This is a genomic window from Streptomyces sp. NPDC036822 (assembly GCF_055609145.1).
Window position 1 is genome coordinate 363,461 of the sequence record NZ_JBVJPY010000006.1, and the last position, 26,815, is coordinate 390,275.

25 protein-coding genes and 1 riboswitch are annotated in these 26,815 nt (G+C 72.6%); of the genes, 12 read left to right on the forward strand and 13 right to left on the reverse strand.

What is annotated here, in order from left to right; translation table 11 throughout:
* The first annotated feature begins 251 nt into the window (after positions 1–251).
* Complete coding sequence (locus ACZ68P_RS17445) at positions 252–1,487, forward strand: Cmx/CmrA family chloramphenicol efflux MFS transporter (protein ID WP_471007162.1); 1,236 nt, start codon at positions 252–254, stop codon at positions 1,485–1,487.
* Positions 1,488–1,567: 80 nt separating this feature from the next.
* Here the strand turns inward: ACZ68P_RS17445 and ACZ68P_RS17450 are convergent, their stop codons facing one another.
* Both ACZ68P_RS17450 and ACZ68P_RS17455 read right to left on the reverse strand, forming a co-directional pair.
* A complete protein-coding gene (locus tag ACZ68P_RS17450; protein ID WP_471006944.1) occupies positions 1,568–1,864 on the reverse strand; it encodes a DUF4031 domain-containing protein in 297 nt (98 codons plus the stop codon).
* 165 nt (positions 1,865–2,029) lie between these two features.
* Entirely contained in the window at positions 2,030–2,386 is a 357-nt protein-coding gene (locus tag ACZ68P_RS17455; protein WP_365722121.1) for a hypothetical protein, read from the reverse strand.
* Between the two features lie 102 nt (positions 2,387–2,488).
* Between ACZ68P_RS17455 and ACZ68P_RS17460 the strand changes: the two genes are divergently transcribed.
* The 3 genes from ACZ68P_RS17460 (at position 2,489) to ACZ68P_RS17470 (ending at position 6,088) form a co-directional block, all read left to right on the forward strand.
* The gene (locus tag ACZ68P_RS17460; RefSeq protein WP_471006945.1) at positions 2,489–3,433 is read left to right on the forward strand and encodes a MurR/RpiR family transcriptional regulator; all 945 of its coding nucleotides are present in this window, start codon (positions 2,489–2,491) and stop codon (positions 3,431–3,433) included.
* A 139-nt stretch (positions 3,434–3,572) separates the two neighbouring features.
* The gene (gene murQ, locus ACZ68P_RS17465; protein ID WP_471006947.1) at positions 3,573–4,496 is read left to right on the forward strand and encodes an N-acetylmuramic acid 6-phosphate etherase; all 924 of its coding nucleotides are present in this window, start codon (positions 3,573–3,575) and stop codon (positions 4,494–4,496) included.
* Between the two features lie 65 nt (positions 4,497–4,561).
* The gene (locus ACZ68P_RS17470) at positions 4,562–6,088 is read left to right on the forward strand and encodes a PTS transporter subunit EIIC (RefSeq protein WP_471006948.1); all 1,527 of its coding nucleotides are present in this window, start codon (positions 4,562–4,564) and stop codon (positions 6,086–6,088) included.
* Positions 6,089–6,233: 145 nt separating this feature from the next.
* On the opposite strand, the gene ACZ68P_RS17475 is transcribed toward ACZ68P_RS17470, so the two are convergent.
* Positions 6,234–7,712: an alpha/beta hydrolase gene (locus tag ACZ68P_RS17475; RefSeq protein ID WP_471006950.1), complete on the reverse strand. Its 1,479-nt coding sequence runs from the start codon at positions 7,710–7,712 to the stop codon at positions 6,234–6,236.
* Between the two features lie 249 nt (positions 7,713–7,961).
* On the opposite strand from ACZ68P_RS17475, the gene ACZ68P_RS17480 reads away from it, so the two are divergent.
* Positions 7,962–8,399 carry a hypothetical protein gene (locus tag ACZ68P_RS17480; protein ID WP_471006952.1) on the forward strand — a complete coding sequence of 146 codons (438 nt, stop codon included), beginning with the start codon at positions 7,962–7,964 and terminating at the stop codon, positions 8,397–8,399.
* 88 nt (positions 8,400–8,487) lie between these two features.
* Here the strand turns inward: ACZ68P_RS17480 and ACZ68P_RS17485 are convergent, their stop codons facing one another.
* The 5 genes from ACZ68P_RS17485 to thrC all read right to left on the reverse strand — a co-directional run bounded on the left by ACZ68P_RS17485 (position 8,488) and on the right by thrC (position 13,239).
* Positions 8,488–8,955, reverse strand: a complete 468-nt coding sequence (locus tag ACZ68P_RS17485) for an SRPBCC family protein (RefSeq protein WP_471006953.1) — start codon at positions 8,953–8,955, stop codon at positions 8,488–8,490.
* 106 nt (positions 8,956–9,061) lie between these two features.
* Positions 9,062–10,690, reverse strand: a complete 1,629-nt coding sequence (groL, locus tag ACZ68P_RS17490; protein WP_471006955.1) for a chaperonin GroEL — start codon at positions 10,688–10,690, stop codon at positions 9,062–9,064.
* 353 nt (positions 10,691–11,043) lie between these two features.
* Complete coding sequence (locus ACZ68P_RS17495; RefSeq protein WP_005315736.1) at positions 11,044–11,247, reverse strand: cold-shock protein; 204 nt, start codon at positions 11,245–11,247, stop codon at positions 11,044–11,046.
* A 394-nt stretch (positions 11,248–11,641) separates the two neighbouring features.
* Positions 11,642–11,920, reverse strand: a complete 279-nt coding sequence (locus ACZ68P_RS17500) for a MoaD/ThiS family protein (RefSeq protein WP_361857748.1) — start codon at positions 11,918–11,920, stop codon at positions 11,642–11,644.
* Positions 11,921–11,949: 29 nt separating this feature from the next.
* Complete coding sequence (gene thrC / locus ACZ68P_RS17505) at positions 11,950–13,239, reverse strand: threonine synthase (protein WP_471006957.1); 1,290 nt, start codon at positions 13,237–13,239, stop codon at positions 11,950–11,952.
* A 17-nt stretch (positions 13,240–13,256) separates the two neighbouring features.
* Positions 13,257–13,402: riboswitch (SAM riboswitch) on the reverse strand.
* 136 nt (positions 13,403–13,538) lie between these two features.
* Here thrC and ACZ68P_RS17510 point away from each other — a divergent pair.
* From ACZ68P_RS17510 to ACZ68P_RS17520, 3 genes are all read left to right on the forward strand, one after another.
* Positions 13,539–14,492 (forward strand): glucosyl-3-phosphoglycerate synthase, encoded by a 954-nt coding sequence (locus tag ACZ68P_RS17510; RefSeq protein ID WP_471006958.1) that lies wholly within the window; start codon positions 13,539–13,541, stop codon positions 14,490–14,492.
* 104 nt (positions 14,493–14,596) lie between these two features.
* The gene (locus tag ACZ68P_RS17515) at positions 14,597–15,070 is read left to right on the forward strand and encodes a hypothetical protein (RefSeq protein ID WP_471006960.1); all 474 of its coding nucleotides are present in this window, start codon (positions 14,597–14,599) and stop codon (positions 15,068–15,070) included.
* 57 nt (positions 15,071–15,127) lie between these two features.
* Complete coding sequence (locus tag ACZ68P_RS17520) at positions 15,128–16,507, forward strand: alpha,alpha-trehalose-phosphate synthase (UDP-forming) (RefSeq protein ID WP_471006961.1); 1,380 nt, start codon at positions 15,128–15,130, stop codon at positions 16,505–16,507.
* Between the two features lie 218 nt (positions 16,508–16,725).
* Here ACZ68P_RS17520 and otsB read toward each other — a convergent pair whose 3' ends face one another.
* The 3 genes from otsB to ACZ68P_RS17535 all read right to left on the reverse strand — a co-directional run bounded on the left by otsB (position 16,726) and on the right by ACZ68P_RS17535 (position 19,311).
* Positions 16,726–17,568, reverse strand: a complete 843-nt coding sequence (otsB, locus tag ACZ68P_RS17525) for a trehalose-phosphatase (protein ID WP_471006962.1) — start codon at positions 17,566–17,568, stop codon at positions 16,726–16,728.
* A 23-nt stretch (positions 17,569–17,591) separates the two neighbouring features.
* Positions 17,592–17,810, reverse strand: coding sequence for a DUF3263 domain-containing protein (locus tag ACZ68P_RS17530; protein ID WP_471007163.1), 219 nt, complete (start codon positions 17,808–17,810; stop codon positions 17,592–17,594).
* 229 nt (positions 17,811–18,039) lie between these two features.
* On the reverse strand, positions 18,040–19,311 hold the full coding sequence (locus ACZ68P_RS17535; protein WP_471006963.1) for an ABC transporter substrate-binding protein: 1,272 nt from the start codon (positions 19,309–19,311) through the stop codon (positions 18,040–18,042).
* A gap of 209 nt (positions 19,312–19,520) precedes the next feature.
* Here ACZ68P_RS17535 and ACZ68P_RS17540 point away from each other — a divergent pair, with 209 nt between their 5' ends.
* The 3 genes from ACZ68P_RS17540 (at position 19,521) to ACZ68P_RS17550 (ending at position 22,723) form a co-directional block, all read left to right on the forward strand.
* The gene (locus ACZ68P_RS17540) at positions 19,521–20,483 is read left to right on the forward strand and encodes an ROK family protein (protein ID WP_471006964.1); all 963 of its coding nucleotides are present in this window, start codon (positions 19,521–19,523) and stop codon (positions 20,481–20,483) included.
* The gene (gene nagA / locus ACZ68P_RS17545) at positions 20,483–21,658 is read left to right on the forward strand and encodes an N-acetylglucosamine-6-phosphate deacetylase (RefSeq protein ID WP_471006965.1); all 1,176 of its coding nucleotides are present in this window, start codon (positions 20,483–20,485) and stop codon (positions 21,656–21,658) included. Before ACZ68P_RS17540 ends, nagA begins: the two co-directional genes overlap by 1 nt.
* A 138-nt stretch (positions 21,659–21,796) precedes the next feature.
* Positions 21,797–22,723 (forward strand): 1-phosphofructokinase family hexose kinase, encoded by a 927-nt coding sequence (locus ACZ68P_RS17550; RefSeq protein WP_471006966.1) that lies wholly within the window; start codon positions 21,797–21,799, stop codon positions 22,721–22,723.
* Between the two features lie 302 nt (positions 22,724–23,025).
* On the opposite strand, the gene ACZ68P_RS17555 is transcribed toward ACZ68P_RS17550, so the two are convergent.
* The gene (locus tag ACZ68P_RS17555) at positions 23,026–23,994 is read right to left on the reverse strand and encodes a CBM35 domain-containing protein (protein ID WP_471006967.1); all 969 of its coding nucleotides are present in this window, start codon (positions 23,992–23,994) and stop codon (positions 23,026–23,028) included.
* A gap of 121 nt (positions 23,995–24,115) precedes the next feature.
* Complete coding sequence (gene cdgB, locus ACZ68P_RS17560; RefSeq protein WP_471006969.1) at positions 24,116–25,768, reverse strand: diguanylate cyclase CdgB; 1,653 nt, start codon at positions 25,766–25,768, stop codon at positions 24,116–24,118.
* A 387-nt stretch (positions 25,769–26,155) separates the two neighbouring features.
* Here cdgB and ACZ68P_RS17565 point away from each other — a divergent pair, with 387 nt between their 5' ends.
* A complete protein-coding gene (locus ACZ68P_RS17565; protein ID WP_471007165.1) occupies positions 26,156–26,734 on the forward strand; it encodes a flavin reductase family protein in 579 nt (192 codons plus the stop codon).
* Positions 26,735–26,815: the final 81 nt, after the last annotated feature.

The following is a 26,815-nucleotide window of genomic DNA, read 5'->3' on the forward strand; positions in this document are numbered from 1 at the left end:
TCGGCGAGCATCCCCGTACTTGCGGCGAGCACCCCGTACGTACCGACCGGAATCGGTGGTCTCCAGGGCCGCTGGGGCCCCTGACCTGGTCAGGGACCCCAGCGGCCCTCCCCGTTCCCCCGCCCGTCCACATCGCAAGACACCTCCGGCCCCGAGGAATGTCAGGCACAACCACCCGGTTGACGCATGTCATGCCGTCTCCCTCCGCCGAGCCCACGACCTCCCCCGCCCCCACCGCCACCCCCGCCCGCATGCCCCTGGCCGTCTACATCCTCGGGCTCTCCGTCTTCGCGCTCGGCACGAGCGAGTTCATGCTGTCCGGGCTCCTGCCGCCCATCGCCGAGGACATGGGGGTCTCCATCCCCAGCGCCGGGCTGCTCATCTCCGCCTTCGCCATCGGCATGGTCGTCGGCGCCCCGCTGCTCGCCGTCACCACCCTCCGGCTGCCCCGCAAGACGACCCTCGTCGCCCTGATCACCGTCTTCGGCCTCGGCCAGATCGCGGGGGCCCTCGCGCCCGGCTACGGCGTGCTCTTCGCCTCCCGTGTCGTGAGCGCGCTCGCCTGCGCCGGGTTCTGGGCCGTCGGGGCCGCCGTCGCCATCGCGATGGTGCCGGTCGGGGCCCGCGCCAAGGCCATGGCGGTCATGATCGGCGGCCTCTCGATCGCCAACGTCCTCGGCGTCCCGGCAGGCGCCTTCCTCGGCGAGCACCTCGGCTGGCGCTCCGCCTTCTGGGCGGTCGGCGCGGCCTCCGCCGTCGCGCTCGTCGGCGTCGTGACCCGCATCCCGCACATCCCCCTGCCCGAGAAGACTCCCCGCCTCAAGCGCGAACTGGTGATCTACCGCGACCGCCAGGTGCTCCTCTCGGTCGTGGTCACCGCACTCGCCGCCGGCGGCGTCTTCTGCGCGTTCTCCTACCTCGCGCCGGTGATCACGGACGTCGCCGGGATCGACACCCGCTGGGTCTCCGCGATCCTCGGCCTCTTCGGCATCGGCGCCCTGATCGGTACGTACATCGGCGGCCGCGTCGCCGACGCGCACCTCGTCGGGGTGCTGCTGAGCGGCATCACCGCCTCGACGGTCTTCCTGGTCGCCCTGGCCCTCTTCGCCTCCAGTCCGGCCGCCACGATCGTCCTGGCCTTCCTCCTCGGCGTCTCGGCCTTCTACACCGCTCCGGCCCTCAACGCCCGCATGTTCAACCTGGCCGGCGCCGCCCCCACCCTGGCGGGCGCCACGACCACCGCCGCGTTCAACCTCGGCAACACCGGCGGCCCCTGGCTCGGCGGCACCGTCATCGACGCCGGCCTCGGGTTCGCGTCGACGGCCTGGGCGGGCGCCGCCATGACGGTCGTGGCCCTGGCCGCGGTCACCCTGTCGCTCCGCCTGACCCGGCGCACGCCGGCTGCCCCCGGCCACGTCGTCGCCTCGTCCGCGTCCGCCGTCTCGTCCGCCTCACGGCCGGAGGCGAACCTGGCCCCGGTGGACTGACCCCGACCACCCCGTGACCCCCTCAGGGGCGTGTGCGACCGGGCGGGGTCGGTCGACCTGCTCGCGGACGTGGCCGGTTACTACACGTCGTAACGCGGGCGGTCCTCCCCGGGCGCCGGCCGGCTCTTCGGCCGGCGCAGTCCCGCCTCCGTGATCCTGCGGACGAGTTCCTTGGAACCGACCTCGATGGCGCCCGCCGCCACCGCGTCCGCGTACCGCTCCGACGGGATGTCGTAGTGGTCGCGCTCGAAGGCGCGGGGCGGGGCGCCGATCGAGGCGGCGAAGGCGTGCAGCTCGTCGTGCGAGACGTCGCTGACGAGGTGCGACCACATGCGGCCGTGGCCCGGCCAGGTCGGCGGGTCGATGTAGAGGGCCACCTCAGACCCCCGCCGCGGCGGCCGCCCCGGGCCCGACCGTCTCCGCCCCGGGCCTGATCACCGACGTGCCGTTCCCTGTCGTCTCCGCCCCGGGCCTGATCACCGACGTGCCGTTCCCTGTCGTCTCCGCCCCGGCCCCCGTCGTCTCCGTCCCCGTCCCGGCCCTCACCGCAGGCCGCCCACCGGAGCCACGACCACACCCGCCTTGCCGCAGACCCAGTGCGGGTCCGGCCCAAGCTCCGGCTCCACGTCCAGGGCGTGCGGGTCGCCCGACGCGCAGACCGGGCAGAGCGGCCAGCGGCCGTACCGCTCCAGAAGCGCGTCCTGGACGTCCTGCGCGACGAGCCCGGCGACGTACGTGATGCCCTCGGGCCACTGCTCCACCCACCACCGCCGGTGCGTCACCGCGTCCTCGACCATCGAGACGACCTCGGCCGCGGCCACCTCACGTGCCGCCAGATCGGCGAGAACCAGGGCGCGGGCGGTGTGCAGTGCCTGCTCCAGGGAGTCGATGTCGTCCATGGACTCATTGTCACCCCAGAAGCCGCGACGGCGAAGATCCCCTCCGCATCCGGACCCATCAGGGGTCTTGACGCTCCTCCGGGCCGAAAATATCTTTCAGATGTGACCAATGACGTGAAGGAAATTTTCAGCGGCGGCTCCGGGACGGCGCCCGCGCCCGGCAACGCCCCGCCCGCGCCCGCGGCCCTCGCCGCCAAGGTGCGGACCCTCGCGCCGTCCATGACCCGCTCCATGCAGCGGGTCGCCGAGGCCGTCGCCGGCGACCCGGCCGGCTGCGCGGCCCTCACGGTCACCGGCCTCGCCGAACTCACCGGCACCAGCGAGGCGACCGTGGTGCGCACCGCGCGTCTCCTCGGCTACCCCGGCTACCGCGACCTGCGGCTCGCCCTCGCCGGCCTCGCCGCCCAGCAGCAGTCCGGACGCGCGCCCTCCGTCACCGCGGACATCGCCGTCGACGACCCGATCGCCGACGTGGTCGCCAAGCTCGCCTACGACGAGCAGCAGACCCTCGCCGACACTGCCGCCGGACTCGACACCGTCCAGCTCGGCGCCGCCGTCACCGCCCTCGCCACCGCCCGCCGCATCGACATCTACGGCGTCGGCGCCTCCGGCCTCGTCGCCCAGGACCTCGGCCAGAAGCTCCTGCGGATCGGCCTGCTCGCCCACGCGCACAGCGACCCGCACCTCGCCGTCACCAACGCCGTGCAGCTGCGCTCCGGCGACGTGGCCATCGCGATCACCCACTCCGGTTCCACCGGCGACGTCATCGAGCCGCTCCGCGTCGCCTTCGACCACGGCGCCACCACGGTCGCGATCACCGGCCGCCCGACCGGGCCCGTGACGCAGTACGCCGACCACATACTCACGACCTCCACCGCCCGCGAGAGCGAGCTGCGCCCGGCGGCCATGTCGTCGCGCACGAGCCAGCTCCTGGTGGTGGACTGCCTCTTCACCTGCGTCACACAGCGCACGTACGAGACGGCGGCCCCCGCGCTGGCGGCCTCGTACGAAGCCCTCGCCCACCGGCACGCGCCCCGTACCCGCTGACCCGCCGCACCCGTCGGACCACCGCACCCGCGCGAAGCCGACCCCCACGCACCCGAACTCCACGCAGCCGCCCCTGCCCCCGCACCCGCACCCGCACCCGCTGATCGTCAACGACGACGACGCACCGAAAGAGCAGCACGTGTCCTCTACGTACTCCGAACTGCGCGCCCAACTCGCCACCCTCACCACCGAGGCGTTCCGTCCCGAGCTGGCGGAGATCGACCGGCTCCCCACCGCCGAGATCGCCGCGCTGATGAACCAGGAGGACCAGACCGTCCCCGCCGCGGTCGCCGCGCAGCTGCCGCGGATCGCCGCCGCCATCGACGCCACCGCCGCCCGCATGGCCGCCGGCGGCCGGCTGATCTACGCGGGCGCCGGTACGGCGGGCCGGCTGGGCGTCCTCGACGCGAGCGAGTGCCCGCCGACCTTCGACACCGACCCCGGCGAGGTCGTCGGTCTGATCGCGGGCGGCCCGTCGGCGATGGTGAAGTCCGTCGAGGGCGCGGAGGACTCGCGCGAACTGGCCGCCGAGGACCTGAACGCCCTCGGACTGACCGCGCGCGACACGGTGGTCGGCGTCTCCGCCTCCGGCCGTACCCCCTACGCCATCGGCGCCGTCGCGCACGCCCGCGAGGCGGGAGCGCTGACCATCGGCCTGTCCTGCAACGCGGACAGCGCGCTGGCGGCCGCCGCCGAGCACGGCATCGAGGTCGTCACCGGCCCCGAACTCCTCACCGGCTCGACCCGGTTGAAGGCGGGCACGGCCCAGAAACTGGTCCTCAACATGATCTCGACGATCACCATGATCCGGCTCGGCAAGACGTACGGGAACCTCATGGTCGACGTCCGCGCCTCCAACGAGAAGCTCCGGGCCCGGTCCCGGCGGATCGTCGCCCTCGCCACCGGCGCGCCCGACGAGCGGATCGAGACGGCGCTCACCGCGGCGGACGGAGAGGTGAAGACGGCGATCCTGATGATCCTCGCCGACATCGACGCCCCCTCGGCCGCGCGGCGCCTGACGGACTCGGCCGGCCATCTGCGCGCGGCCCTCCACGCCCGCTGACACCCCCCTCTCACCTCAGCCCCCACCCCCCTCGCTCCCCTCCCCCCACAGCAAGGCACGACCCCATGAGCACAGACGACAAGAACCGCGCCATCGCCGCCGCGATCCTCCCGCTCGTCGGCGGCGCGGGGAACATCGACTCCGTGGCCCACTGCATGACCCGGCTCCGGCTGGGGCTGCGGGACCGCTCCCTCGTCCAGGACCACGCCCTGCGGGCGCTGCCGTCCGTGCTGGGGGTGGTGGAGGACGACACGTACCAGATCGTCCTCGGGCCCGGGACGGTGGCGCGCGTGACGCCCGCGTTCGAGGCGCTGGTCGCCGAGGCGGCTTCCGCGCCCGCGCCGGCGGCGGGTGCCGACCGGGCGGCGGCGGTCCACTCCGCCGAGGACCTGGCGGCGCAGGGCGCGGCGATCAAGGCGGCCCAGAAGGAACGCAACGCCACCCCCTTCAAGCTGTTCCTGCGCAGGATCGCGAACATCTTCGTCCCGCTGATCCCCGCCCTCATCGGCTGCGGCATCATCGCCGGCCTCAACGGCCTGCTGGTCAACCTCGGTTGGCTGCCCGCCGTCACGCCCGCGCTCGCGGCGATGGCGAGCGGTTTCATGGCGCTGATCGCCGTCTTCGTCGGCTTCAACACGGCGAAGGAGTTCGGGGGTACGCCGATCCTCGGCGGGGCGGTGGCGGCCATCATCGTCTTCCCCGGCGTCGCGAAGATCGACGCGTTCGGCCAGACGCTGTCGCCGGGCCAGGGCGGGGTGCTGGGCGCGCTGGGCGCGGCGGTCCTGGCGGTGTACGTCGAGAAGTGGTGCCGCCGCTGGGTCCCGGAGGCCCTGGACGTGCTGGTCACCCCGACCCTGACGGTCCTCGTCTCGGGCTTCGCCACCCTCTACGGCCTGATGTTCGTGGCCGGCGAGATCTCGACCGCGATCGGCGACTTCGCCGACTGGCTGCTGGCCCACGCGGGCGCCGGGGCCGGGTTCGTCCTCGGCGGTCTCTTCCTCCCGCTGGTGATGCTGGGTCTGCACCAGGCGCTGATCCCGATCCACACCACGCTGATCGAGCAGCAGGGCTACACCGTCCTCCTCCCCATCCTGGCGATGGCGGGCGCGGGCCAGGCGGGCGCGGCGATGGCGGTCTACGTCAAGCTACCCCGCAACGGCTCCCTGCGCCGCACCATCAGGTCCGCGCTCCCGGCCGGCTTCCTCGGCGTCGGCGAGCCGCTCATCTACGGCGTCTCGCTCCCCCTGGGCCGCCCGTTCGTCACGGCCTGCGTCGGCGGCGCCTTCGGCGGCGGCTTCGTCGGCCTCTTCAACATGCTGGGCGCCGAGGTCGGCTCCACCGCCATCGGCCCCTCCGGATGGGCCCTCTTCCCGCTCCTCGACGGCGACAAGGGCGTGGGCGAGACGATCGCGATCTACGCGGGCGGGTTGCTGGTCGGCTACGTGGTCGGTTTCGTGGCGACGTACTTCTGGGGCTTCAGCCGGGAACTCCTGGAGGAGTTCGACGTGGACACGGAGGCCGGGGCGGGGTCCGGGGCCTCCGGGGTGATCGCCTCGGGCGCCCCGAAGCCCTCGGAGCCGGTGAAGGTCTGACCGCCGGGGAGGGCCCGGCCCCGCGAAGATCTCACCGCCGGGGAGGGCCCGGCCCCGCGAAGATCTCACCGCCGGGGAGGGCCCGGCCCCGCGAAGGTCCGAGCGCCGGCGGACTCCGAACGCCGCCGTCCCGCCCCTCACCGGATCAGTTCGCGCAGTACGTGTCCTTGGTCGGCCGCTCGCCGTCCCGCAGGAACGCCGTCACCGCCCGGTCGCCGCACGCGTTGCCGTTCCCCAGGTACATCCCGTGCCCTCCCTGGTCCACGGTGACCAGCCTGGCCCGGTCGCCGAGGGCCGCCCGCATCCGCAGGCCGGCGGCGTACGGGGTGGAAGGGTCGCGCAGGCTCTGGATCATCAGGATGTTCGACGGGCCGCGATCGGTGATCCGGGCGGGCTTCCCGGCCGGGGCCTGCCAGAAGGAGCAGGGTGTGATGTTCACCGGGAAGCCGGCCGTCAGCGGGTGGCGGACGCGGTCGTCCGCGACGGCGCGCCGATGGGCGGGGACGGAGCGCGGCCACCGCACGTCGTTGCAGACGACGCCGACCATGATCGCCGCGTCCTCCTGGGAGAGCGCCTCGGTGAGGTCGGGCGTCGGCGCGGGCCTGCGGGCCGGGTCCAGGGCGTCGAGCACCAGCCGGGCGAATCCGGGGAAGGCGCTGTCCGAGTAGAGCGCGCTCTGCAGGGCCTGCCGCAGCATGGTGCCGGTCAGGGGCACGCCGGGCTTCGTCGACTCCTTGGGCTCCCGGTCGAGCCGGTCCGCGAGCGCCAGGACCATCGGCCGCACGTCCTCGGCCCGTTCCGCGAGCCGCAGGCCCCGGGCCGCCCGGTCCGGGTGCGACGCCCAGGCCGCGAAGTCGGGGAACCGGTCGTCCGCACCCTGCGACATGTACGCCAGCCAGCCCCGGGCGACCCTCGTGGGGTCGGGGTCGCTGCTGCTGTCCAGGACCCAGCGGTCGGTGCGTGCCGGGAACCTCTGCGCGTACACCGCGCCCACGTACGTCCCGTAGGAGACTCCCCAGGCGGAGAGCCTCTCCTCCCCGAGCGCCCGGCGGAAGCGGTCCAGGTCCCGCACCTGGTTCGCGGTCGTCATGTGGGCGAGGACCTCGCCGCCGACGCGTTCGCACGACTCGGCGGTACGCCGGGAGCGGGCGACGTTCGCGGCGATCCCCCCGTCGGCGGCCGGCCACGGCCGCAGGTTCACCAGTCGGCGGTCGTCCTCGTCGAGGCCGCAGCTCGCCCTCTCGCTGCCGCCCACCCCGCGCGGGTCCATCGCCACCAGGTCGTACGCCCCGCCCAACTCCCGCCGCAGCGCGGGCCCCTTCGCCGTCAGCCGCCCCACCCCGGAGCTGCCGGGGCCGCCGGGGATCACGACCAGCGTCCCGCGCCGCTCGTCGGGCCGGTCGCTCAGGATCCGGGACACGGCGATCGTGGTCCGGCGCCCGCCGGGATCGGCGTAGTCCAGCGGGACGGAGAGCGTGGCGCACTCCTGCCCGAGCCCGTCGGGCCCACAGGGCGTCCAGGCGAGCCCACCAGCGGGCTGCGCGGCCCGCGCCCCGGTGAGGGAGGCGGCCACGGCGGCGGCGGAGAGGGCCAGTACGAGAGTGTTGCGCGTCCAAGTCGTCATGAGTGAAGCCTTGTTGACGGGGACGCGCGATCCCATCCGGCAGCCGGGAGAGTGGAGGGTGGGGCTTGCCCCCGTCGGAAGCCGCCGCCGCAGCTGACCCCTCCGCCGAAGCCGCCGGTGCCCGCGGTCCCCGTGCCGCCGATGGCACCGCCCCCGGTGGCGGGGCCATGCCCGGGGGCGGAGGCGCGGACGACGCGATTTCCCGCCCGCCGAGGCAACGCACGACCGCCCGCTCACGTCCCTGAAGGCGTGAACGCTTTCCTCGACGCGGACGAACCCGGCACCGAAGAGACCCTGGCGGAGGGCCCGTTGTGGCGTCATGCCTGCTGGGTGGCGGGCGTGGCCGCCCTGGGGGTGGGTCTGGGGTGGGCGGGGTCCCTGTTCCGGTTCGGTCCGGACGAGTACGGGCTGCCGCCCGCCGCCCCGGGGACGCTCTGGCCGTATCTGGGCGCGTGGTTCGTGGTGGGTGTGGCGGCGGCGGCCGTCCTGCGGGCAGCCGCAGCGCGGGTTCCCGTCTACGCCACCGGGCGGATCGCCGTCGGAGTGGCCTTCCTGGGCACCCGCGTCTCCCTCGGCCTGCGCCCGGAGGCGGGCGCCCTGACGGCGATGGCCGTGGCGGCCCTGGCCTTCGCGGTCCTGTGGGCGGCGTTCGCGCTCCGGGGCCGCCGGGGCACCACGTCGACCTGAACCGGCAGCCGGGAGCCGGAAGTCGGGAGCCCGAAGCCGTCAGCGGTCAGCGGTCAGCCGCGAGCCGCCAACCGTCAGCCGTCAGCCCTCACATCGTGCGGAGGTACGCGGCGAGCCGGTCGTACTCCTCCTTGATCCCCGCCTCCATCCCGGTGGCGAGCGCCTGGTCCCTGATCTCCGTCGAGGGCCAGAGCGACGCACTCGTCAGCGCGGTGCCGCCGTCCGGGGTCGCGTCGAAGGTCAGGGTGACGTGCACCGGCGGGCCCGGCATCAGCTCGAACGTCTCGGTGTAGACGAGCCGCTCGTTCGGGACGATCTCCTCGTACGTGCCCGAGAAGACGATCTCCTGCCCCTCGGGGGACCGCTGGCCCCAGCGCCACGCGCCCCCGGTGCGGAGGTCGATGTCGCAGACGGTGGTGGTCAGGGCCGCCACGCCGTACCACCGGCGTACGTGCTCCGGGCGTGTCCAGGCCTCCCAGACGCGTTCGGGCGGGGCGTCGAAGGTCCGGGTGATGACCAGCTCGCGGTCCGTCGGGGTCGTCAGCAACGTGATCATGGTCCGCTCCCGCCGTGAGGGGTCCTCCCCCCAGCATCACCCCGAACGCCCGAGGGCGGCACCCCGCCTGGGGTACCGCCCTCGGTGAACAGCCGATCCCGGAGGATCAGAAGTCCATGTCACCGCCCGGCATGCCGCCCGGAGCGGCCGCGGAGGCCTTCTCCGGCTTGTCGGCGATGACGGCCTCGGTGGTCAGGAACAGCGCGGCGATGGAGGCCGCGTTCTGCAGCGCGGAGCGCGTCACCTTCGCCGGGTCGATGATGCCCTCGGCGATGAGGTCGACGTACTCGTTGGTCGCGGCGTTGAGGCCGTGGCCGACGGGCAGGTTGCGGACCTTCTCCGCCACGACGCCGCCCTCGAGGCCGGCGTTGATGGCGATCTGCTTCAGCGGGGCCTCGAGGGCCAGCTTCACGATCGCGGCACCCGTGGCCTCGTCGCCCGTGAGGTCGCCCTCGAGCTTCTCGAAGACCGAGGAGGCCTGGAGCAGGGCCACGCCACCACCGGCGACGATGCCCTCCTCGACGGCCGCCTTCGCGTTGCGAACGGCGTCCTCGATGCGGTGCTTGCGCTCCTTGAGCTCGACCTCGGTCGCGGCACCGGCCTTGATGACGGCCACGCCGCCGGCCAGCTTCGCGAGGCGCTCCTGGAGCTTCTCACGGTCGTAGTCCGAGTCGGAGTTCTCGATCTCGGCGCGGATCTGGTTGACGCGACCGGCGACCTGGTCACTCTCGCCCGAACCGTCGACGATCGTGGTCTCGTCCTTGGTGATGACGACCTTGCGGGCGCGGCCCAGCAGGTCCAGGCCCGCGTTCTCGAGCTTGAGGCCGACCTCCTCGGAGATGACCGTGCCGCCCGTGAGGATGGCGATGTCGTTCAGCATGGCCTTGCGACGGTCGCCGAAGCCCGGGGCCTTGACGGCGACGGACTTGAAGGTGCCACGGATCTTGTTGACGACCAGCGTGGACAGGGCCTCGCCCTCGACGTCCTCGGCGATGATCAGCAGCGGCTTGCCCGACTGCATGACCTTCTCCAGGAGGGGGAGCAGGTCCTTCACGGAGGAGATCTTGGAGTTGACGATCAGGATGTACGGGTCGTCCAGGGACGCCTCCATACGCTCCATGTCGGTGGCGAAGTACGCCGAGATGTAGCCCTTGTCGAAGCGCATACCCTCGGTGAGCTCCAGCTCCAGACCGAAGGTCTGGGACTCCTCGACGGTGATGACGCCTTCCTTGCCGACCTTGTCCATGGCCTCGGCGATGAGCTCGCCGATCTGGGTGTCGGCGGCGGAGATGGAGGCCGTGGAAGCGATCTGCTCCTTGGTCTCGACATCCTTCGCCTGCTCCAGCAGCGCGCCGGAGACGGCCTCGACGGCCTTCTCGATGCCGCGCTTCAGAGCCATCGGGTTGGCGCCGGCCGCCACGTTGCGCAGGCCCTCGCGGACGAGCGCCTGGGCGAGGACGGTCGCGGTGGTCGTACCGTCACCGGCGACGTCGTCCGTCTTCTTGGCGACTTCCTTGACCAGCTCGGCGCCGATCTTCTCGTACGGGTCCTCGAGCTCGATCTCCTTGGCGATGGACACACCATCGTTGGTGATCGTGGGGGCGCCCCACTTCTTCTCGAGGACGACGTTCCGGCCCTTGGGGCCAAGGGTGACCTTGACGGCGTCGGCGAGCTGGTTCATCCCGCGCTCGAGACCGCGCCGTGCCTCCTCGTCGAACGCGATGATCTTGGCCATGTGAAGTGGTCCTCCCGGACATGGGGTGGATAACGCTCCAGGACCGCGCCGACGCCCGCGACGGACGGCCTGCGGCTTCGGTGGTTCCTTGCCCCACCTGGCCACGGGCCTCGTCTGCCCGATCCTCGTAAGCACTCTCACCTTCAGAGTGCTAACGCCAATGATTAGCACTCGGCCCATGCGAGTGCAAGCGCCTCTCGGTGATCGGAACCCGACGGGCGTACGTGTCCGGGGCTCCCGGCGACCGGAAGCGGGGAACGCAGACGTCCGGGCACGCACGAGGGGTCCGCATCCTGGTCAGGATGCGGACCCCTCGGCGTGAGTGCGTACGTGGTGGCCGATTCGCGCCGTGCTCAGACGGCGAGCTTGACCATGTCCGCCTGCGGACCCTTCTGGCCCTGCGAGATCTCGAACTCGACTCGCTGACCTTCTTCAAGGGTGCGGTAACCGTCCATCTGGATCGCGCTGTAGTGGACGAAAACATCCGCACCACCGTCGACCGCGATGAAGCCGTAGCCCTTCTCCGCGTTGAACCACTTGACGGTGCCCTGAGCCATGCCTAACTCCCCTATTACTGGCCCTTGCGCGGGACCGCACTTCGCGGACCCGGGTCAGACCCTGCGCCGGAACGCGTCGACCGCGGCTGAATGTATCTGCCCAACTGCCCTCTGCAACAGGTCAATCGGGCGAGAATTCTGGGCACGCCGGAAAGGAGAATTCAGGAGAATTCATTGACTTCCGGGGCAAGTCGGGCCCGTCAAAGTGCGCAGAAGGTACACAACACTCGAACACATTGGCTGCATCTTGTCGGGTGCGGGCGCATTCTCATATGCGTCTGGCACGAGCAGCGGAGGGGGCTTCCCCAACTCTACCGTGCTCAACCCTGCAGAATTGCCCCCTCCGCTTCCCGAGCGGAGGGGGCAATTCGGTTACGGCGGGTAATGCGAGGGCTCAGCAGCCGCCGGCGACGGCCGGGATGATCGAGACGCCCGCGCCGTCCGGCGTCGCCGTCTCCAGGCCCTGCTCGAAGCGGACGTCGTCGTCGTTCACGTAGACGTTGACGAAGCGGCGCAGCTTGCCCTGGTCGTCCAGGACGCGGGCGGCGATGCCCGTGTGGTTCTTCTCCAGGTCGGCGATGACCTCGGAGAGGGTCGCGCCCTCCGCCGGGACCTCGGCCTGCCCGCCCGTGTACGTACGGAGGATGGTGGGGATGCGGACCTTGACGCTCATGGTGGTGCTGCCTTCCGTGACGGGGGTGGTCAGTGGGCCAGGCCGGCGTCGCGGAACGCGTCCAGGCTCGGGCGGATGGTGGCGGTCGCCTGCGAGGTCTCGGCCACCGCGTCCAGGGTCTTCAGACCGTCGCCGGTGTTCAGCACGACGGTGGTCAGGCTCGGGTCGAGGAGACCGGCCTCGATGAGCTTCTTCGTCACGCCGACGGTGACACCGCCGGCCGTCTCGGCGAAGATGCCCTCGGTCCGGGCGAGGAGCTTGATCGCCTCGACGACCTGCTCGTCGTTCACGTCCTCCACCGCGCCGCCGGTGCGGCGCGCGATGTCCAGGACGTACGGGCCGTCGGCCGGGTTGCCGATCGCCAGGGACTTGGCGATGGTGTTCGGCTTCTGGGGCCGCACGACGTCGTGGCCGGCCTTGAAGGCGGTCGAGACCGGGGAGCAGCCCTCGGCCTGGGCGCCGAAGATCTTGTACGGCTTGTCCTCGACGAGACCGAGCTTGATCAGCTCCTGCAGCCCCTTGTCGATCTTGGTGAGCTGGGACCCGGAGGCGATCGGGATCACCAGCTGGTCGGGCAGCTGCCAGCCGAGCTGCTCGCAGATCTCGTACGCGAGCGTCTTGGAGCCCTCGCCGTAGTACGGGCGGAGGTTGACGTTGACGAAGCCCCAACCCTCGCCCAGCGGGTCGCCGATGAGCTCGGAGCAGAAGCGGTTGACGTCGTCGTAGTTGCCCTCGATACCGACGAGTTCGCCGCCGTAGACCGCGGCCATGACGACCTTGCCCTGCTCCAGGTCGTGCGGGATGAACACGCACGAGCGGAAGCCGGCGCGGGCGGCGGCGGCGCCCACGGCGCCGGCGAGGTTGCCGGTGGAGGAGCAGGACAGGGTGGTGAAGCCGAAGGCGCGGGCGGCCTCGAGGGCCTGGGCGACGACGCGGTCCTTGAAGGAGTGCGTCGGGTTGCCGGAGTCGTCCTTGACGAAGAGCCGGCCCGGCTCGACGCCCAGCTCGCGGGCGAGGTTGTCGGCCTGGACGAGCTTGGTCCAGCCCGGGTTCAGGTTCGGCTTGTCGGCCACGTCGGCGGGGACGGGCAGCAGCGGGGCGTAGCGCCAGATGTTGGCGGGGCCGGCCTCGATCCGCTTGCGCAGGGCCTCGGGGTCGCCCGTGGGGAGGTCGTACGCGACTTCGAGCGGGCCGAAACACAGCTCACAGGCGAAGATCGGGCCGAGCGGGAAGACTTCACCGCATTCGCGACAGGAAAGCCCGGAAGCGGGACCGAGGTCGACCGTGTTCTGGGTGTTTGCGACAGTCTGTACAGCCATGGAGGCGAGGCCCTTTCTCCTCATCTTTCCCATGGCGAATTTCGCCATGAGACGGATTTGGCACCTTCCCTAGCCGGGGGACCTCGCTGGAGACGAGTACTGACCGACTGGAGGGTTGCCGGGGCTTCAACGGGCCGTTTCCCTCTGCCCCTCTGGATGAGCGGTATTCGATTGTGGAACGCGGGCGGCACCCCGACATGCGACGGGGATCCGCGTTGTTCAAGACTGTAACCGAAGGCATGGACGGTTGAGATAGTCGTCCGCACCGCGAGATGGATCACAACCCGGGAGTAACGGACGTGCTGGAAGAGGTGGAGCGCTGGCTGGGCCGGCGGTCCTGGTCCGTGGCCGATCGACCGCTGGAGCGGATCCTCGCGGCCAAGCGGGGGACGACGGTCAGCGTCGTGCTGCCCGCGCTCGACGAGGAGGCGACGGTCGGCGCGATCGTCTCCACGATCCGACGCGAACTGATGTCGGAGGAGGTCCCGCTCGTCGACGAGCTGGTGGTGATCGACTCCGGTTCCCGTGACCGCACGGCCGAGGTCGCGGCGGCCGCCGGCGCCAGGGTGGTGCCGCGGGACGCGGTGCTCCCGCGGATACCGGCCCTGCCCGGCAAGGGCGAGGTCCTGTGGCGGTCACTCATGGTGACCCGCGGGGACGTCGTCTGCTTCGTCGACGCGGACCTGCGGGACTTCTCCGCCGACTTCGTCTCGGGCATCGTCGGCCCCCTCCTCACCGACCCCGGCGTCGACCTCGTCAAGGCGATGTACGACCGCCCGCTGGGCGACGAGCCTGGTCAGGGCGGCCGGGTGACGGAGCTGGTGGCCCGGCCGCTGCTCAATCTGCACTGGCCGCAGCTGGCCGGTTTCGTGCAGCCGCTGGGCGGCGAGTACGCGGCGCGCCGCACGCTGCTCGAACGGCTGCCCTTCCCCGTCGGTTACGGAGTGGAGCTGGGCCTGCTCGTCGACGCGCTGCACACGGTGGGCCTGGACGCGCTCGCGCAGGTCGACGTCGGGGTCCGCAAGCACCGGCACCAGGACGGGCAGGCGCTGGGCCGGATGGCGGCGGCGATCTACCGGACGGCACTGCTGCGGCTCTCGCGCGGGCATCTGGTGCGGCCGCTGCTGACCCAGTTCGAGCGGGACGAGAAGGCCGGCGGCGGGGGGTTCTCACCGCGGACGTACGCGGTGGACACCGAGGAGCGTCCGCCGATGCTGGAGATCGCGGAGTACGCGCACCGCCAGGTGGCGTGAGCGCAGGGCGCACCGGCCCTATCGCCAAAGGGGGCGCCGCCGTCACGCGGCCGAGCGCGTGGCGCAGCTCGGAAGATCATGCTTTCTGCATACATTTCCGTTTCATGAGGTCCACACATCGCCAGGGAGCGCTCCTCGCGGCCGTCGGTGTCCTCGTCGGCGCGCTGCCGCTCATGACGGCCGGGCCGGCCGCGGCGGCCGCCCACGGCTCCGCCGTGGGACGTGAACCGATCACGGCCGTGCGGCCCGCGGCGGCCCTGACGTACGCGGCCCCCTCCCCGGCCCCGACGGCGCCCGAGCCGGACGCGGCGGCGGAGCCCGGGGCCGCGGAGGCCGCACCCGCCGAGCGGGCGGACCTCCCTTCGCCGGAAGCCCGCCGGCCGGCCCCGGCCCCGCACGGCCCCGGCGGCTCGATGGCACGGACCGGCGACCGTCACACCGAGCGGCTGTGGCTGCTCGGCGGCCTCGCGCTGGCGCTCGCGGCGGCGGGCGTGGTGGCCAAGGCCGCGCTGCGCGGCGTGGGGGCCACGGGCGCCACGCACGGCACGGGTGGCACGCGTGGCATACGTGGCGACTGAGCGCCGTCGTTCGTATACGCACGTTTGAGCGTTTACGGGACGGGCTAGGTTCGCCACATGGCTTCTGTGCTGGTGGCTTCCAACCGTGGTCCCGTCTCGTACGCCGTGGCGGAGGACGGCTCGCTCGACGCCCGTCGGGGCGGGGGCGGTCTGGTGTCCGGGCTGAGCGCGGTGTCCTCCGAGGACAGCGTGTGGGTGTGCGCGGCGCTCGGCGAGGGTGACCGGCAGGCGGTCAGGCGCGGGATCTCGGAGCCGGGCGTACGCATGCTGGACATCGACCCGGACGTCCACGCCGACGCGTACAACGGCATCGCGAACTCGGTGCTCTGGTTCGTCCACCACATGCTGTACCAGACGCCCGTGGAGCCGGTCTTCGACGCGGAGTTCCGGCGCCAGTGGACGTCGTACGAGACGTACAACCGCGCCTTCGCGGAGGCGCTCGCGGCCGAGGCGGACCCGGGCGCCCAGGTCGTCGTGCAGGACTACCACCTGACGCTGGTCCCGGGCATGCTGCGCGAGGCCCGGCCCGATCTGCGGATCGGGCACTTCTCGCACACGCCGTGGGCGCCGCCGGAGTACTTCCGGATGCTGCCGGACGACATCGCGGAGCAGGTGCTGCGCGGGATGCTCGGCGCGGACCGGCTGGGCTTCCTGACCCGGCGCTGGGCCGACGCCTTCGCCGCCTGCTGCACGGCCCTGGTGGGCGGCACGGGCGGCACGGAGCTGGGGGTGCACGGGCTCGGCGCCGACGCCGACTTCCTGCGGGAGCGTTCGCGGCGCCCTGACGTGGAGGACCGGCTGGCCGCGCTGCGCGAGCAGATCGGCGGCGGACCGGATCGGAAGACGATCATCCGGGTGGATCGCACGGAGCTGTCGAAGAACATCGTGCGGGGCCTCCTCGCCTACCGGGCCCTGCTGGAGGACCACCCCGAGTGGCGCGGCCGGGTCGTCCACGTGGCCTTCGCCTATCCCTCGCGCCAGGATCTGGCGGTCTACCGCGACTACACGGCGGAGGTGTCGCGGGTCGCGGAGGAGATCAACACCGCGTTCGGCACGGACGACTGGACCCCCGTGCTGCTCCATGTGAAGGACGACTTCGCCCGCTCGCTGGCCGCCTACCGCCTGGCGGACGTGGCCCTGGTCAACCCCATCCGGGACGGCATGAACCTGGTCGCCAAGGAGGTCCCGGTCGTCTCGGACGAGGGCTGCGCGCTGGTCCTGTCGCGGGAGGCGGGGGCGTACGAAGAGCTGGGCGAGGACGCGATCACGGTGAATCCGTACGACATCACGGGCACGGCGCGGGCTCTGCACGAGGCGCTGACGATGCCGGACGGCGAGCGCGCCGAGCGGTCGAAGCGCCTGGCGGCCTCGGCGACGGCGCTGCCGCCGCAGCGCTGGTTCCTGGAGCAGCTGGAGGCCCTGCGCGAGGTCCGCTAGGGATACACGTCCTGGCCTCGCACCCGCACCACCCGGCCTGACTCTGGAGGGCCCTGGCCGGGGCGGCGGAGGGCGCGGACGGGTCCGATGTGTCGGCCGAGGCTGGAGGGCCCGGGCCGGGACGGAGGAGCCACGGGCTCTCGGTACGGCAGGGGCGCCCCGGAATCGTCCGGGGCGCCCCTGCCGTGCCGTAGGGCCGGCCTCGCGGCGGGCGGGTCTCAGCCGGTCTTGTGGATCGTCCTCGCCAGGTCCGTGAGGAAGGCCACCACGGCCGCCGGGCCGGGGACCGAGAGGTCCGCGCGCTCGGAGAGTTCGGTGACCTCCGCCGAGCCGCTGCACACCAGCAGACCCGGGGTTCCGTTCGAGCGGAGCTTCTCCACGGCCGCGAAGGCCGGCAGGTCGCCCAGGTCGTCTCCCGCGTAGAGGACGGACCCGGCGTCCACCTCCCTCACGTACTCGGCGAGCGCCACGCCCTTGTCCATGCCCGGCGGGCGCAGTTCCAGGACCATGCGGCCGGGTTCGAGGACCAGGCCGTGGTGGGCGGCGAGGTCGGCGAGGGGGACCTTGAGGGCTTCGAAGGCTCCCTGCGGGTCGGTGGCGCGGCGGGTGTGGACGGCGACCGCGCGGCCCTTCTCCTCGATCCAGGTGCCGGGCCACGCGCCGACGCGGTCCAGGAAGCCGGGGAGTTCGGCGCGGACGGCGGCCACGCCGGGGTGCGGGGCGGCGGCCTGGACCGTGCCGGTCACGGCGTCCCAGCGTTCGGCGCCGTAGTGGCCGAGGACGACGAGGTGTTCGAGGCCGGGGACGCCGGCGAAGCCGCCGTACCGTACGGCCACCCCGGCGGGGCGGCCGGTCACCACGGCGATCGAGGCGATCCGGGGCGCCAGCGCGGCGAGGGCGGCGACGGCGCCGGGGTGGGCGCGGGCCTGTTCGGGGTCGGGGACGATCTCGGCGAGCGTCCCGTCGAAGTCGAGGGCGACGACGGCCCGCTCCGGCCGCGCGAGGAGCGCGGCCAGGCCGTCGCGGCCGGCGGACGTGGTCGGATGCGGAAGACTGACCATAGGACGACCCTACCGACGCCGCCTCAGCGGCGCTGCTCCTTCTCGGCACGGACGCGGCGCAGGCGGTTGACGGTCACCGGGTCGTGCGCCAGGGCGCGCGGGTCGTCGAGGAGGGCGTTGAGGAGCTGGTAGTAGCGGGTGGCCGACAGCCCGAGCCGCTCGCGGACGGCGCGCTCCTTGGCACCGGGGCCGGGCCAGGAACGGCGTTCGACGGCGAGCACGGCCCGCTCCCGCTCCCCCAGCCCGCCGCCACCGCCCGGGCCGCCCGCAGCGCCCTGGCCACCGCCGGAGCCGCCCCTGCCGTCCTCGTGCCCGGCGCCGTGCACCGCACCGTCCGCAGGCCCGGCACCGTCCGCGCGCACCGCACCGCCCCCGTCCCCGGTTCCGGTCCGGCCCGGGGTCTCCGGGCGGGTCGCCGGGGCCTCGTCCCGGCCGGGGCCCGGCTCCTCATCGTTGGTCATACGACCCAACTTATTCCGCGCTCTCGGCCGCCGTCGCGTCCCGTGCGATCTTCCCGAGCACCTCGGACACCTTGGCGTCGGGGGTGACGGCCTTGCCGATGTTCTGCTTGATGTCGTCGCTGACCTTCGCCCAGGAGGTCTTGCCGACCGGCGGCAGCTGCGAGTTCGGCAGCTCCTTCAGGAAGGCGCGGAGGTTCTGGTGCTCCGGCTCGGCCTCCATCGTGGCGTAGGCGCTGACGGTCGGCGGGAGCAGGTCGTTGTCACCGGCGAACTTCAGGACGTTGGCGTCGCTGAAGACGAAGTCCAGGAACGAGCCGATCTCCTTGCGGTGACCGTTCTGCTTGAAGCCCATGATCCAGTCGGCGACGCCCATGGACGCCTTGGCCTTGCCGTCCACACCCGGCAGGGCGACCTTGCCGACCTTGACGCCCTGCTTCTCGGCCTCCTGCATCAGCGAGGGATGGCCGTTGAGCATGCCGACCTCACCTCGCGAGAACGCGGCGAAGGCGTCCTTCCGGTTGAGCTTGCCCGGGGCTATGGGCCCGGTGAGGCCCTTCGCGACGAGGTTCGTCCTCAGCCACTCGAAGGTGTTGACGTTCGCCTCGGAGTCGATCTTGTACCGGTCGGTGGCGTCGGTGTACCCGTCGCCCCCGCTGAGCAGCCACATCATCGTCTCGGCCTGCGCCTCCTCCGGCCCGAGCGGCAGGGCGAAGGGGTACGGGACGTCGTCTTCGTCGAGCTTCTCCGCGGCGGCGGCGAGTTCGTCCCAGGTGGTCGGCGCCTTCTTGACGCCGGCGCGCTCGAACAGCTCCTCGTTGAAGAAGAGCAGCCGCGTGGAGGCGGCGAACGGCAGCCCGTACTGCGTGCCCTTCCGCTCGCCCGCCTCGGTCAGCGGGGCGAGGAAGTTGGCCTGGACGGGGATGGAGAGCAGTTCGTCGGCGGAGTACAGCTCGTCGGCTGCGGCGTAGTCGGCATAGGCGCCGATCTGGGCGATGTCGGGCGCCTGGCCGGACCTGACCATCTCGGCGACCTTGCGGTCGACGTCGTTCCACGACTCGATCTTCACGTCGATCGTCACGCCGGGGTGTTCGGCCTCGTAGGCGGCGGTTAGGCCCGCCCAGTACTTCTCGGTGGTGTCACCGCCGCTGAGGTCGTAGTCGGCGGCGACCACCGTGAGGGTGACGTCGCCGGCCTCCGTGCCGGTGAGGCCGCAGCCCGAGACCGCCGCGGTCAGGCCCAGCGCGGCGATGGTCGCGGTCAGTCCAAGGAGTCGCCGCTGCACAGCGTTGTCCCACCCTCTGCTCGTCGTCGAGCTGTGATTTTCACAGGAGAGAAAGCATAAGGTCTACACCACTTGGGTATCGCTTCGGCAACGCACGGCCCGGCCCGGCAGGCCCGCGCCGGGCGCCACGGGCGCGCATTTGTATCCCCACGCAACAATCCCGTCCAGTGGACTAGACCTTTCCTCGGTCACACGCGACACTGTCCCCCGTGAGACACGTCATCGCCCTGGATGTGGGCGGCACCGGCATGAAGGCCGCCCTCGTCGGGGCGGACGGCACCCTGCTCCACGAGGCACGGCGCGCCACCGCACGCGAGCGCGGCCCCGAGGCGGTCGTCGAGACCATCCTCGACTTCGCCGCCGAGCTGCGGGACCACGGCCTGGAGCGGTACGGCCGGTCGGCCGCGGCCGCCGGAGTCGCCGTGCCCGGCATCGTCGACGCCGACCAGGGCATCGCCGTCTACGCCGCCAACCTCGGCTGGCGCGACGTCCCGATGCGCGCCCTGCTCAGCGAGCGCCTCGACGGCATCCCCGTCGCCCTGGGCCACGACGTCCGCACCGGCGGCCTCGCCGAGGGCCGCATCGGGGCGGGCAACGGCGCCGACCGCTTCCTCTTCGTGCCGCTGGGCACCGGAATCGCCGGCGCCATCGGCATCGGCGGAGCCATCGAGGCCGGCGCCCACGGCTACGCCGGCGAGATCGGGCACATCGTCGTCCGCCCCGGCGGCGCCGACTGCGGCTGCGGCCAGCGCGGCTGCCTGGAGCGGTACGCCTCCGCCTCCGCGGTCTCCCTCGCCTGGGCCGAGGCCTCGGGCGACCCCGACGCGGACGCCGCCGACTGCGCGAAGGCGGTCGAGTCCGGCGACCCCGGCGCCGTACGGGTGTGGCAGGAGGCCGTCGACGCGCTCGCGGACGGCCTGGTCACCGCGCTCACCCTGCTGGACCCCCGCACGCTCATCATCGGTGGCGGGCTGGCCGAGGCCGGGGAAACCTTGTTCACACCCCTCAGGGCCGCGGTGGAGGAACGGGTCACCTTCCAGAAACTGCCCGCCATCGTCCCGGCGGCCCTCGGGGACACCGCCGGATGCCTGGGCGCGGGCCTCCTCGCCTGGGACCTGCTCTCCCACGACACCCGCACCGACAACGAGTCCGACTCGGAGGTATCCGCCTGATGGCCGATCGCACAGTTCTCGCCGGCGCGCGCGTCGTGCTGCCGACCGGAGTCGCCGAGAACGGACGCGTGATCGTCGAGGACGGCCGCATCGCGGACGCGGGCACCCCCCACGCCGAGGACCGTGGCGCGGCCACGGCCGGCGCCTCCTCGGTCGACCTCTCCGGCCACTGGGTCGTCCCCGGCTTCGTCGACATGCACAACCACGGCGGCGGCGGCGCGTCCTTCACCTCCGGCACGGTCGACGACGTCCTCAAGGGCGTCCACACCCACCGTCTGCACGGCACCACCACCGTCGTGGCGTCCTTCGTCACCGGCGACATGGACTTCCTGGCCCGGCGCGCGGGACTCCTGTCCGAGCTGGCCGAGCAGGGCGAGATCGCCGGCCTGCACTTCGAGGGGCCGTTCATCTCCCCGTGCCGCAAGGGCGCGCACGACGAGACGCTGCTGCGCGATCCCGACCCGGCCGAGGTCCGCAAGCTGATCGACGCGGGGCGCGGCCAGGCCAAGATGGTGACCCTCGCCACCGAACTGCCCGGCGGCATCGACTCCGTACGGCTGCTCGCCGAGCACGGCGTGATCGCCGCCATCGGCCACACCGACGCGACGTACGAGCAGACCGTCCAGGCCATCGACGCCGGCGCCACCGTCGCCACGCACCTCTACAACGCGATGCCCGCCCTCGGCCACCGCGCCCCCGGCCCGATCGCCGCGCTCCTGGAGGACGAGCGGATCACGGTCGAGCTGATCAACGACGGGACCCATCTGCACCCGGCCGCCCTGGAGCTGGCGTTCCATCACGCCGGCCGTGACCGGGTCGCGTTCATCACGGACGCGATGGACGCGGCGGGCTTCGGCGACGGGCTCTACTCGCTCGGCCCGCTGGCCGTCGAGGTGAAGGACGGCGTCGCACGGCTCGTCGAGGGCGGCTCCATCGCGGGCTCGACCCTCACCCTGGACCGGGCGTTCAAGCGGGCGGCGACCATCGACCGGCTGCCGGTCGAGTCCGTCGTACGGGCCGTCTCGGCCAACCCGGCACGGCTGCTCGGCATCGACGACAGGGTCGGCTCGCTGGAGCCCGGCAAGGACGCCGACCTCGTCGTCCTGGACGAGGAGTTCGAGCTCAGGGGCGTCATGCGCAAGGGCGCCTGGGTGGTGAAGCCCGACCTGGCGTGAGGTCGCGCGGGGCGGTTGGTCCGGGGGTCTGGGCCAACCGCCTTCTGTTTGGCATGATCAGGGCGCGTTCCACGGGCTCGACGCGGGACCGACGACGGATCAGGCCTCCACGAGGCACGAGGTACGGGGGTACCGCAGATGATGGTGACGGTCACCCTCAACACGGCGCTGGACCTCACGTACCGCGTCCCCGCCCTCACCCCGCACGCCACCCACCGCGTCACCCAGGTGATCGAGCGCCCCGGCGGCAAGGGCCTCAACGTCGCCCGCGTCCTCGCCGCCCTCGGCCACGAGACGGTCGTCACCGGATTCGCCGGCGGACCCACCGGAGAGGTCCTGCGCTCCCGGCTGGCGGACCTGCCCCTGACCGACGCGCTCGTACCGACCGCCGGACCCACCCGCCGTACCGTCGCCATCGTCGACACGGCGAGCGGCGACACCACCCAGCTCAACGAACCCGGCCCCACGATCACCCCCGCCGAGTGGGCCACCCTCACCGGCCGGTACGCCGAGCTGCTCACCGGCGCCGAGGCGGTGGCCCTCTGCGGCAGCCTGCCGCCCGGCATCCACGTCGGCGCGTACGCGGAGCTGATCCGGATGGCCCGGGCCGCCGGAGTCCCGGTCCTGCTCGACACCGGCGGCGAGCCGCTGCGACGCGGGATCGCCGCCCGGCCCGACCTGGTGAAGCCGAACGCCGACGAGCTGGCGGGGCTCACCGGGTCCCGCGAACCGCGCCGGGCCACCCACGACGCCCGGCGGCGCGGCGCGCACGCGGTCGTCTCCTCCCTCGGCCCGGAGGGTCTGCTCGCCGCCACCCCGGAAGGCGAGTGGCGCGCCGCCCCGCCGGCGCCGGTGAAGGGCAACCCGACCGGAGCCGGCGACTCCGCCGTCGCGGGCCTGCTGTCGGGCCTGGCCGACGCGCTGTCCTGGCCCGACCGCCTTGCCCGCGCGGTGGCCCTGTCGGCGGCGACGGTGCTCTCCCCGGTCGCGGGCGAGTTCGACCGCGCGGCGTACGAGGACCTGCTGCCCCGGGTGACGGTGACCGAACGCCCCGCGGCGGCCTGAACGACGCGGCAGGGCGCCCGGCAGGTGCGAGCCGCCGGAGCGGTCCGCCCGGCGCGGACAGCCGGCGAAGCCCGGCAGGCCCGGGACAGCCGGAGTGACCCGCCCCGGCGAAGCCCGGCGGGGTCGGCGCCGCCGGAGCGATCCGGTCCAGCCCGCCCAGCCGGTCCGGCCGGTGCCGTCCCGCCCGGCGGGACCGCCGGAGCATCGCCGAGCGGCGCGATCCGCGCCCGGCGGGCGACGACATGGCGGTGCCCCCGGAGCCTGGCTCCGGGGGCACCGCCGCCGTTCGTCCGAAGGGGGCGTCAGCCGCTCAGCTTCGTCTTGCTGATCTTCAGCCAGTCGAAGACGGCGTCACACTGGTTGCCCTGCTCGCACGACAGCTTGATCGTGTTCGAGCCCTCCTTGAGCTTCACCGGCGCCCATGTGGTCTGCCAGTTCTTCTCGAGGTTCGGGTCCGAGGAGGAGATGAAGTTCTTCAACCCGATCGGCGACCCGTTGGGCTTGTCGTTGACGGTGAGCGTGGCGTTGGCGTCCTTCGCCGGGATCGCGTACCGCACGTACAGGTAGTACTCCCCGGCCTCGGCGAGGTCCGCCTGCCAGGTCACCGACGAGCCGATGGCGTTGAAGCCGGTGACATAGGCACCGTCCGCGCCCTCCGCGCCCTTGATGTCCTTGGCGAGGAGCGCCGAACCGCCCAGCTTGAGCGTGGCCGCGTCCTGCTGCGGCAGCTCGGCCGGGGTCTCGTCCGCGCTGGGACGGCTGCTCGGGGTCTCCTGGACCTGCGAGGAGCCGTCGGTGGGCGAACCGCCCGCGTTCCCGCCGCTGTCCTTGTCGCCGCCGGTGTTGCTGATGACGGCGGCCGTGATCCCTATCACGACGACCGCGACGACCGCGATCGCGCCGATCAGCAGCCCCTTGGTGTTGGGGCCGCGGCCGCGCTGGGGCGGCATCGGCGACTGGCGGGTGCGGTCGGCGCCGGGGTAGCTCTCGGGCGCCGCGTACTGCGGGTTCGGCTGGCCGTACTGCTGCTGGCCGCCGTAGCTCTGCTGCTGCGGCACGTGCGCCTGGGCCGGCCCGCCGTACTGGCGCTCGCCGACCGTCCTGACCTGGTTGTACGAGGTTCTGGGGACGCCGGGCTGCGCGGCCGGGCCGGGGTAGCCGTAGCCACCCTGTCCGGGCGGCTGGGCGCCCGCCGCCTGGCCGTCCGCGTACAGGTAGCCGAACGGATCGTCGTCCTCGGGCGTGTTCGCGCCGTCGTTACCGGCAGCCATCCCTGGTCACTCCTATCCATGCTCGCCAGCCGTCGCCGACCGGCCGAGCCTACCTCGAACGGGGAACGCTTCGGTCCGGTCCTTGACCGTCCGGAAGATGACCCGTGGGTGACGCGAACGGCTATCCGGCGCGGCGGTGGACCTTGGCCCGGGACCGCTTCTCGATGTACATGCGCTGGTCGGCGGAGTTCAGGACCTCTTCGACGGTCATGCCGCACTCGGCCCAGCCGATGCCGAAACTCGCTCCGACCCGGACCGCCCGTCCGTCGACGCGGATCGGCGGAATGATGGCGTTCCGCAGGCGTACGGCCAGGTCAGCGGCGTCGGCGGCGCCGAGGCCGTCGGCGAGGACGACGAATTCGTCACCCCCGAGCCTGGCGACGGTGTCTCCGTCGCGTACGCCGGTGGTGAGCCGGCGGGCGACCTCGATGAGGACGGCGTCGCCGGTGTGGTGCCCGAAGCGGTCGTTGATCGACTTGAAGCCGTCGAGGTCGCAGAAGAGGACCGCGAGCCCTTTCGTCCCGTCGTCGATGTCCCCGCCGGTGGGGGAGACGGAGTGGACGTGGTGGTCGTAGGGCCCGCCGGTGGGGGCGCCGGGCGCCGGATCGAAGCCGAAGCCGTGTTCGTGCCCGTACGGGGAGTCGAAGCCGCTGTCGTGTCCGGCGTCGAACTCGTCGGCGCGGGCGGCGTAGGGACGCTCGCAGAGCCGGGCGCTGAGCCGGGAGCGGAGTTCCGCGCCGTTCGGGAGGCCGGTGAGGGCGTCGTGGGAGGCGCGGTGGGCGAGCTGCAGTTCGTGGCGCTTGCGCTCCTCGATGTCCTCGACGTGGGTGAGGAGGAAGCGGGGGCCGTCGGTGGTGTCGGCGACGACGGAGTTGCGCAGGGAGACCCATACGTAGGAGCCGTCCCGGCGGGCGAGCCGCAGCTCGGCGCGGCCGCCCTCGGCGGAGGTGCGCAGCAGCGTCCCTATGTCCTCGGGGTGGACCAGGTCGGCGAAGGAGTAGCGGCGCATCACGGAGGCGGGGCGGCCGAGGAGGCGGCACAGCGCGTCGTTGGTGCGCAGCAGGCGGCCGTGCTGGTCGCCGCCCATCTCGGCGATGGCCATGCCGGAGGGGGCGTACTCGAAGGCCTGCCGGAAGGACTCCTCGCTGGCGCGCAGGGCCTGCTGCTCGCGTTCGAGGCGGACGAGGGCCCGCTGCATGTTTGCTCTCAGGCGCGCGTTGCTGATCGCAATCGCCGACTGGGAGGCGTACATCTGGAGGGCTTCCTGACCCCAGGGGCCGGGGTGCCGTCCGTTGCGCGGCCGGTCGACGGAGATCACGCCGAGGAGTTCGCGGCCGGAGCCGGAGGCGTACATCGGGGCGTAGAGGCGGTCGTGCGGGTGCCACTCGTCCTCGAAGCGGGGGGCGGGGCCTTCGGTGTGCCACTGCGGGACGTCGTCCTCGATGAGGACCCAGCCCTCGGTGTGCGGGATGAACCGCAGGTCGCCCCAGGCGACTCCCATGGAGAGGCGGCGTTCCCAGGACGCGCGCGAGCCGACACGGCCGGTGATCAGCGCTTCGGCGGCGGGGCTGCCGGCGAAGGCGGCGACGACGAGGTCTCCGTCGGGGCGTACGAGGTTGACGCAGGCCAGCTCATAGTTGAGTCCGGCGACGATGCCGTCGGCGACGGTCTGCAGGGTGTCCGCCAGACTGCGCGCTGTATTGAGGTCGGCGACGACCTGATGCAGCTGCCGCAAGGTCGCAAGACGGACGTACGGCTCCGACTCGGTCTCCATCGCTCGCTCTCCCCGAGACCTCGACAGCAACTCCAGGGTTCTCATCGGCTCTCATGCTGCTCTGTCCCCGCCACTGAATCACAGCGAGCTGCGCCCCCGGTACACAGGGTCAACAAATACTGGGCTCTGTGACTCAAGTCACAACAGATGCCGAAGCGTTACCCGAAGCGGCGGAAAGCGCTCCCGCTCTTTCTTGAACGCAAAGGGAACGTTGTAGACCGGTGGTCCGGAACGGCCGGTGGTCCGGGACCGTGATCACGGGCCTGGGATCGGGGACTCCGCCCGGGGAGGGTCCGGGGTGGGCGGTCCTAGGACCGTCGGGGGTGGCCGGTCTGGTCCCCCGGCCCGATGCGGCGGCGCGTGGGCCCGGACTAGCGTGCGGGTGTGCTGCTGAACACCCTCGTCCTTCCGTCCCCGCCGCCCCCGGCCGCCGTGCCGGATCCGGCCATCCCTCATGCTGAGGGGGTGAGCGACGACGAGTTCCGGGCGGCGATGTCCCGCCTCGCGGCGGGCGTGGTGCTGGTGACGGTCCACGATCCTGACGACGGCCCGCGCGGCGAGGACGTCGGGATGACGGCGACCGCGTTCATGTCCGTATCCCTGGACCCGCCCCTGGTCCTGGTCAGCCTCCGCAACGGGTCCCGGATGGACGACCTGCTGTCCGAGGTCCCCGTCTGGGCGGTCTCGGTCCTCTCCGAGAGCCAGCGGCACGTCGCGGGCCGCTTCGCGATGAAGGGCCGGGTGAGCGACCGGCTCCTCTTCGCGGACGTGCCGTACACGCGCGGCGAGGAGAGCGGCGCGCCCCTGATCGGCGGGGCGCTGGCGACGCTGGAGTGCCGCACGGAGAACCGCGTCCTGGCCGGCGACCACACCCTGGTCGTCGCCCGCGTCCTGACGGCCGCCTTCCCCTCGCCGCAGGGCTCCCCCCTGACGTACTTCAAGGGCAAGTACCGCCACCTGGCCTGACGGCCCGGGCCCGGCGAGCCGCCGGCGCCGAGGGCCAAGGGCCGGGCGCTCGGGGTCGAGCGCGCTCAAGGTCGAGGGCCC

Bases quoted from the DNA above. Each gene is read 5' to 3' on its own strand.
- ACZ68P_RS17445 (WP_471007162.1), top strand. From the start codon at position 252: ATGCCCCTGGCCGTCTACATCCTCGGGCTCTCCGTCTTCGCGCTCGGC.
- ACZ68P_RS17455 (WP_365722121.1), bottom strand. From the start codon at position 2,386: ATGGACGACATCGACTCCCTGGAGCAGGCACTGCACACCGCCCGCGCC.
- ACZ68P_RS17470 (WP_471006948.1), top strand. From the start codon at position 4,562: ATGAGCACAGACGACAAGAACCGCGCCATCGCCGCCGCGATCCTCCCG.
- ACZ68P_RS17475 (WP_471006950.1), bottom strand. From the start codon at position 7,712: ATGACGACTTGGACGCGCAACACTCTCGTACTGGCCCTCTCCGCCGCC.
- ACZ68P_RS17485 (WP_471006953.1), bottom strand. From the start codon at position 8,955: ATGATCACGTTGCTGACGACCCCGACGGACCGCGAGCTGGTCATCACC.
- groL (WP_471006955.1), bottom strand. From the start codon at position 10,690: ATGGCCAAGATCATCGCGTTCGACGAGGAGGCACGGCGCGGTCTCGAG.
- ACZ68P_RS17495 (WP_005315736.1), bottom strand. From the start codon at position 11,247: ATGGCTCAGGGCACCGTCAAGTGGTTCAACGCGGAGAAGGGCTACGGC.
- ACZ68P_RS17500 (WP_361857748.1), bottom strand. From the start codon at position 11,920: ATGAGCGTCAAGGTCCGCATCCCCACCATCCTCCGTACGTACACGGGC.
- thrC (WP_471006957.1), bottom strand. From the start codon at position 13,239: ATGGCTGTACAGACTGTCGCAAACACCCAGAACACGGTCGACCTCGGT.
- ACZ68P_RS17515 (WP_471006960.1), top strand. From the start codon at position 14,597: ATGAGGTCCACACATCGCCAGGGAGCGCTCCTCGCGGCCGTCGGTGTC.
- ACZ68P_RS17520 (WP_471006961.1), top strand. From the start codon at position 15,128: ATGGCTTCTGTGCTGGTGGCTTCCAACCGTGGTCCCGTCTCGTACGCC.
- otsB (WP_471006962.1), bottom strand. From the start codon at position 17,568: ATGGTCAGTCTTCCGCATCCGACCACGTCCGCCGGCCGCGACGGCCTG.
- nagA (WP_471006965.1), top strand. From the start codon at position 20,483: ATGGCCGATCGCACAGTTCTCGCCGGCGCGCGCGTCGTGCTGCCGACC.
- ACZ68P_RS17550 (WP_471006966.1), top strand. From the start codon at position 21,797: ATGATGGTGACGGTCACCCTCAACACGGCGCTGGACCTCACGTACCGC.
- ACZ68P_RS17555 (WP_471006967.1), bottom strand. From the start codon at position 23,994: ATGGCTGCCGGTAACGACGGCGCGAACACGCCCGAGGACGACGATCCG.
- cdgB (WP_471006969.1), bottom strand. From the start codon at position 25,768: ATGGAGACCGAGTCGGAGCCGTACGTCCGTCTTGCGACCTTGCGGCAG.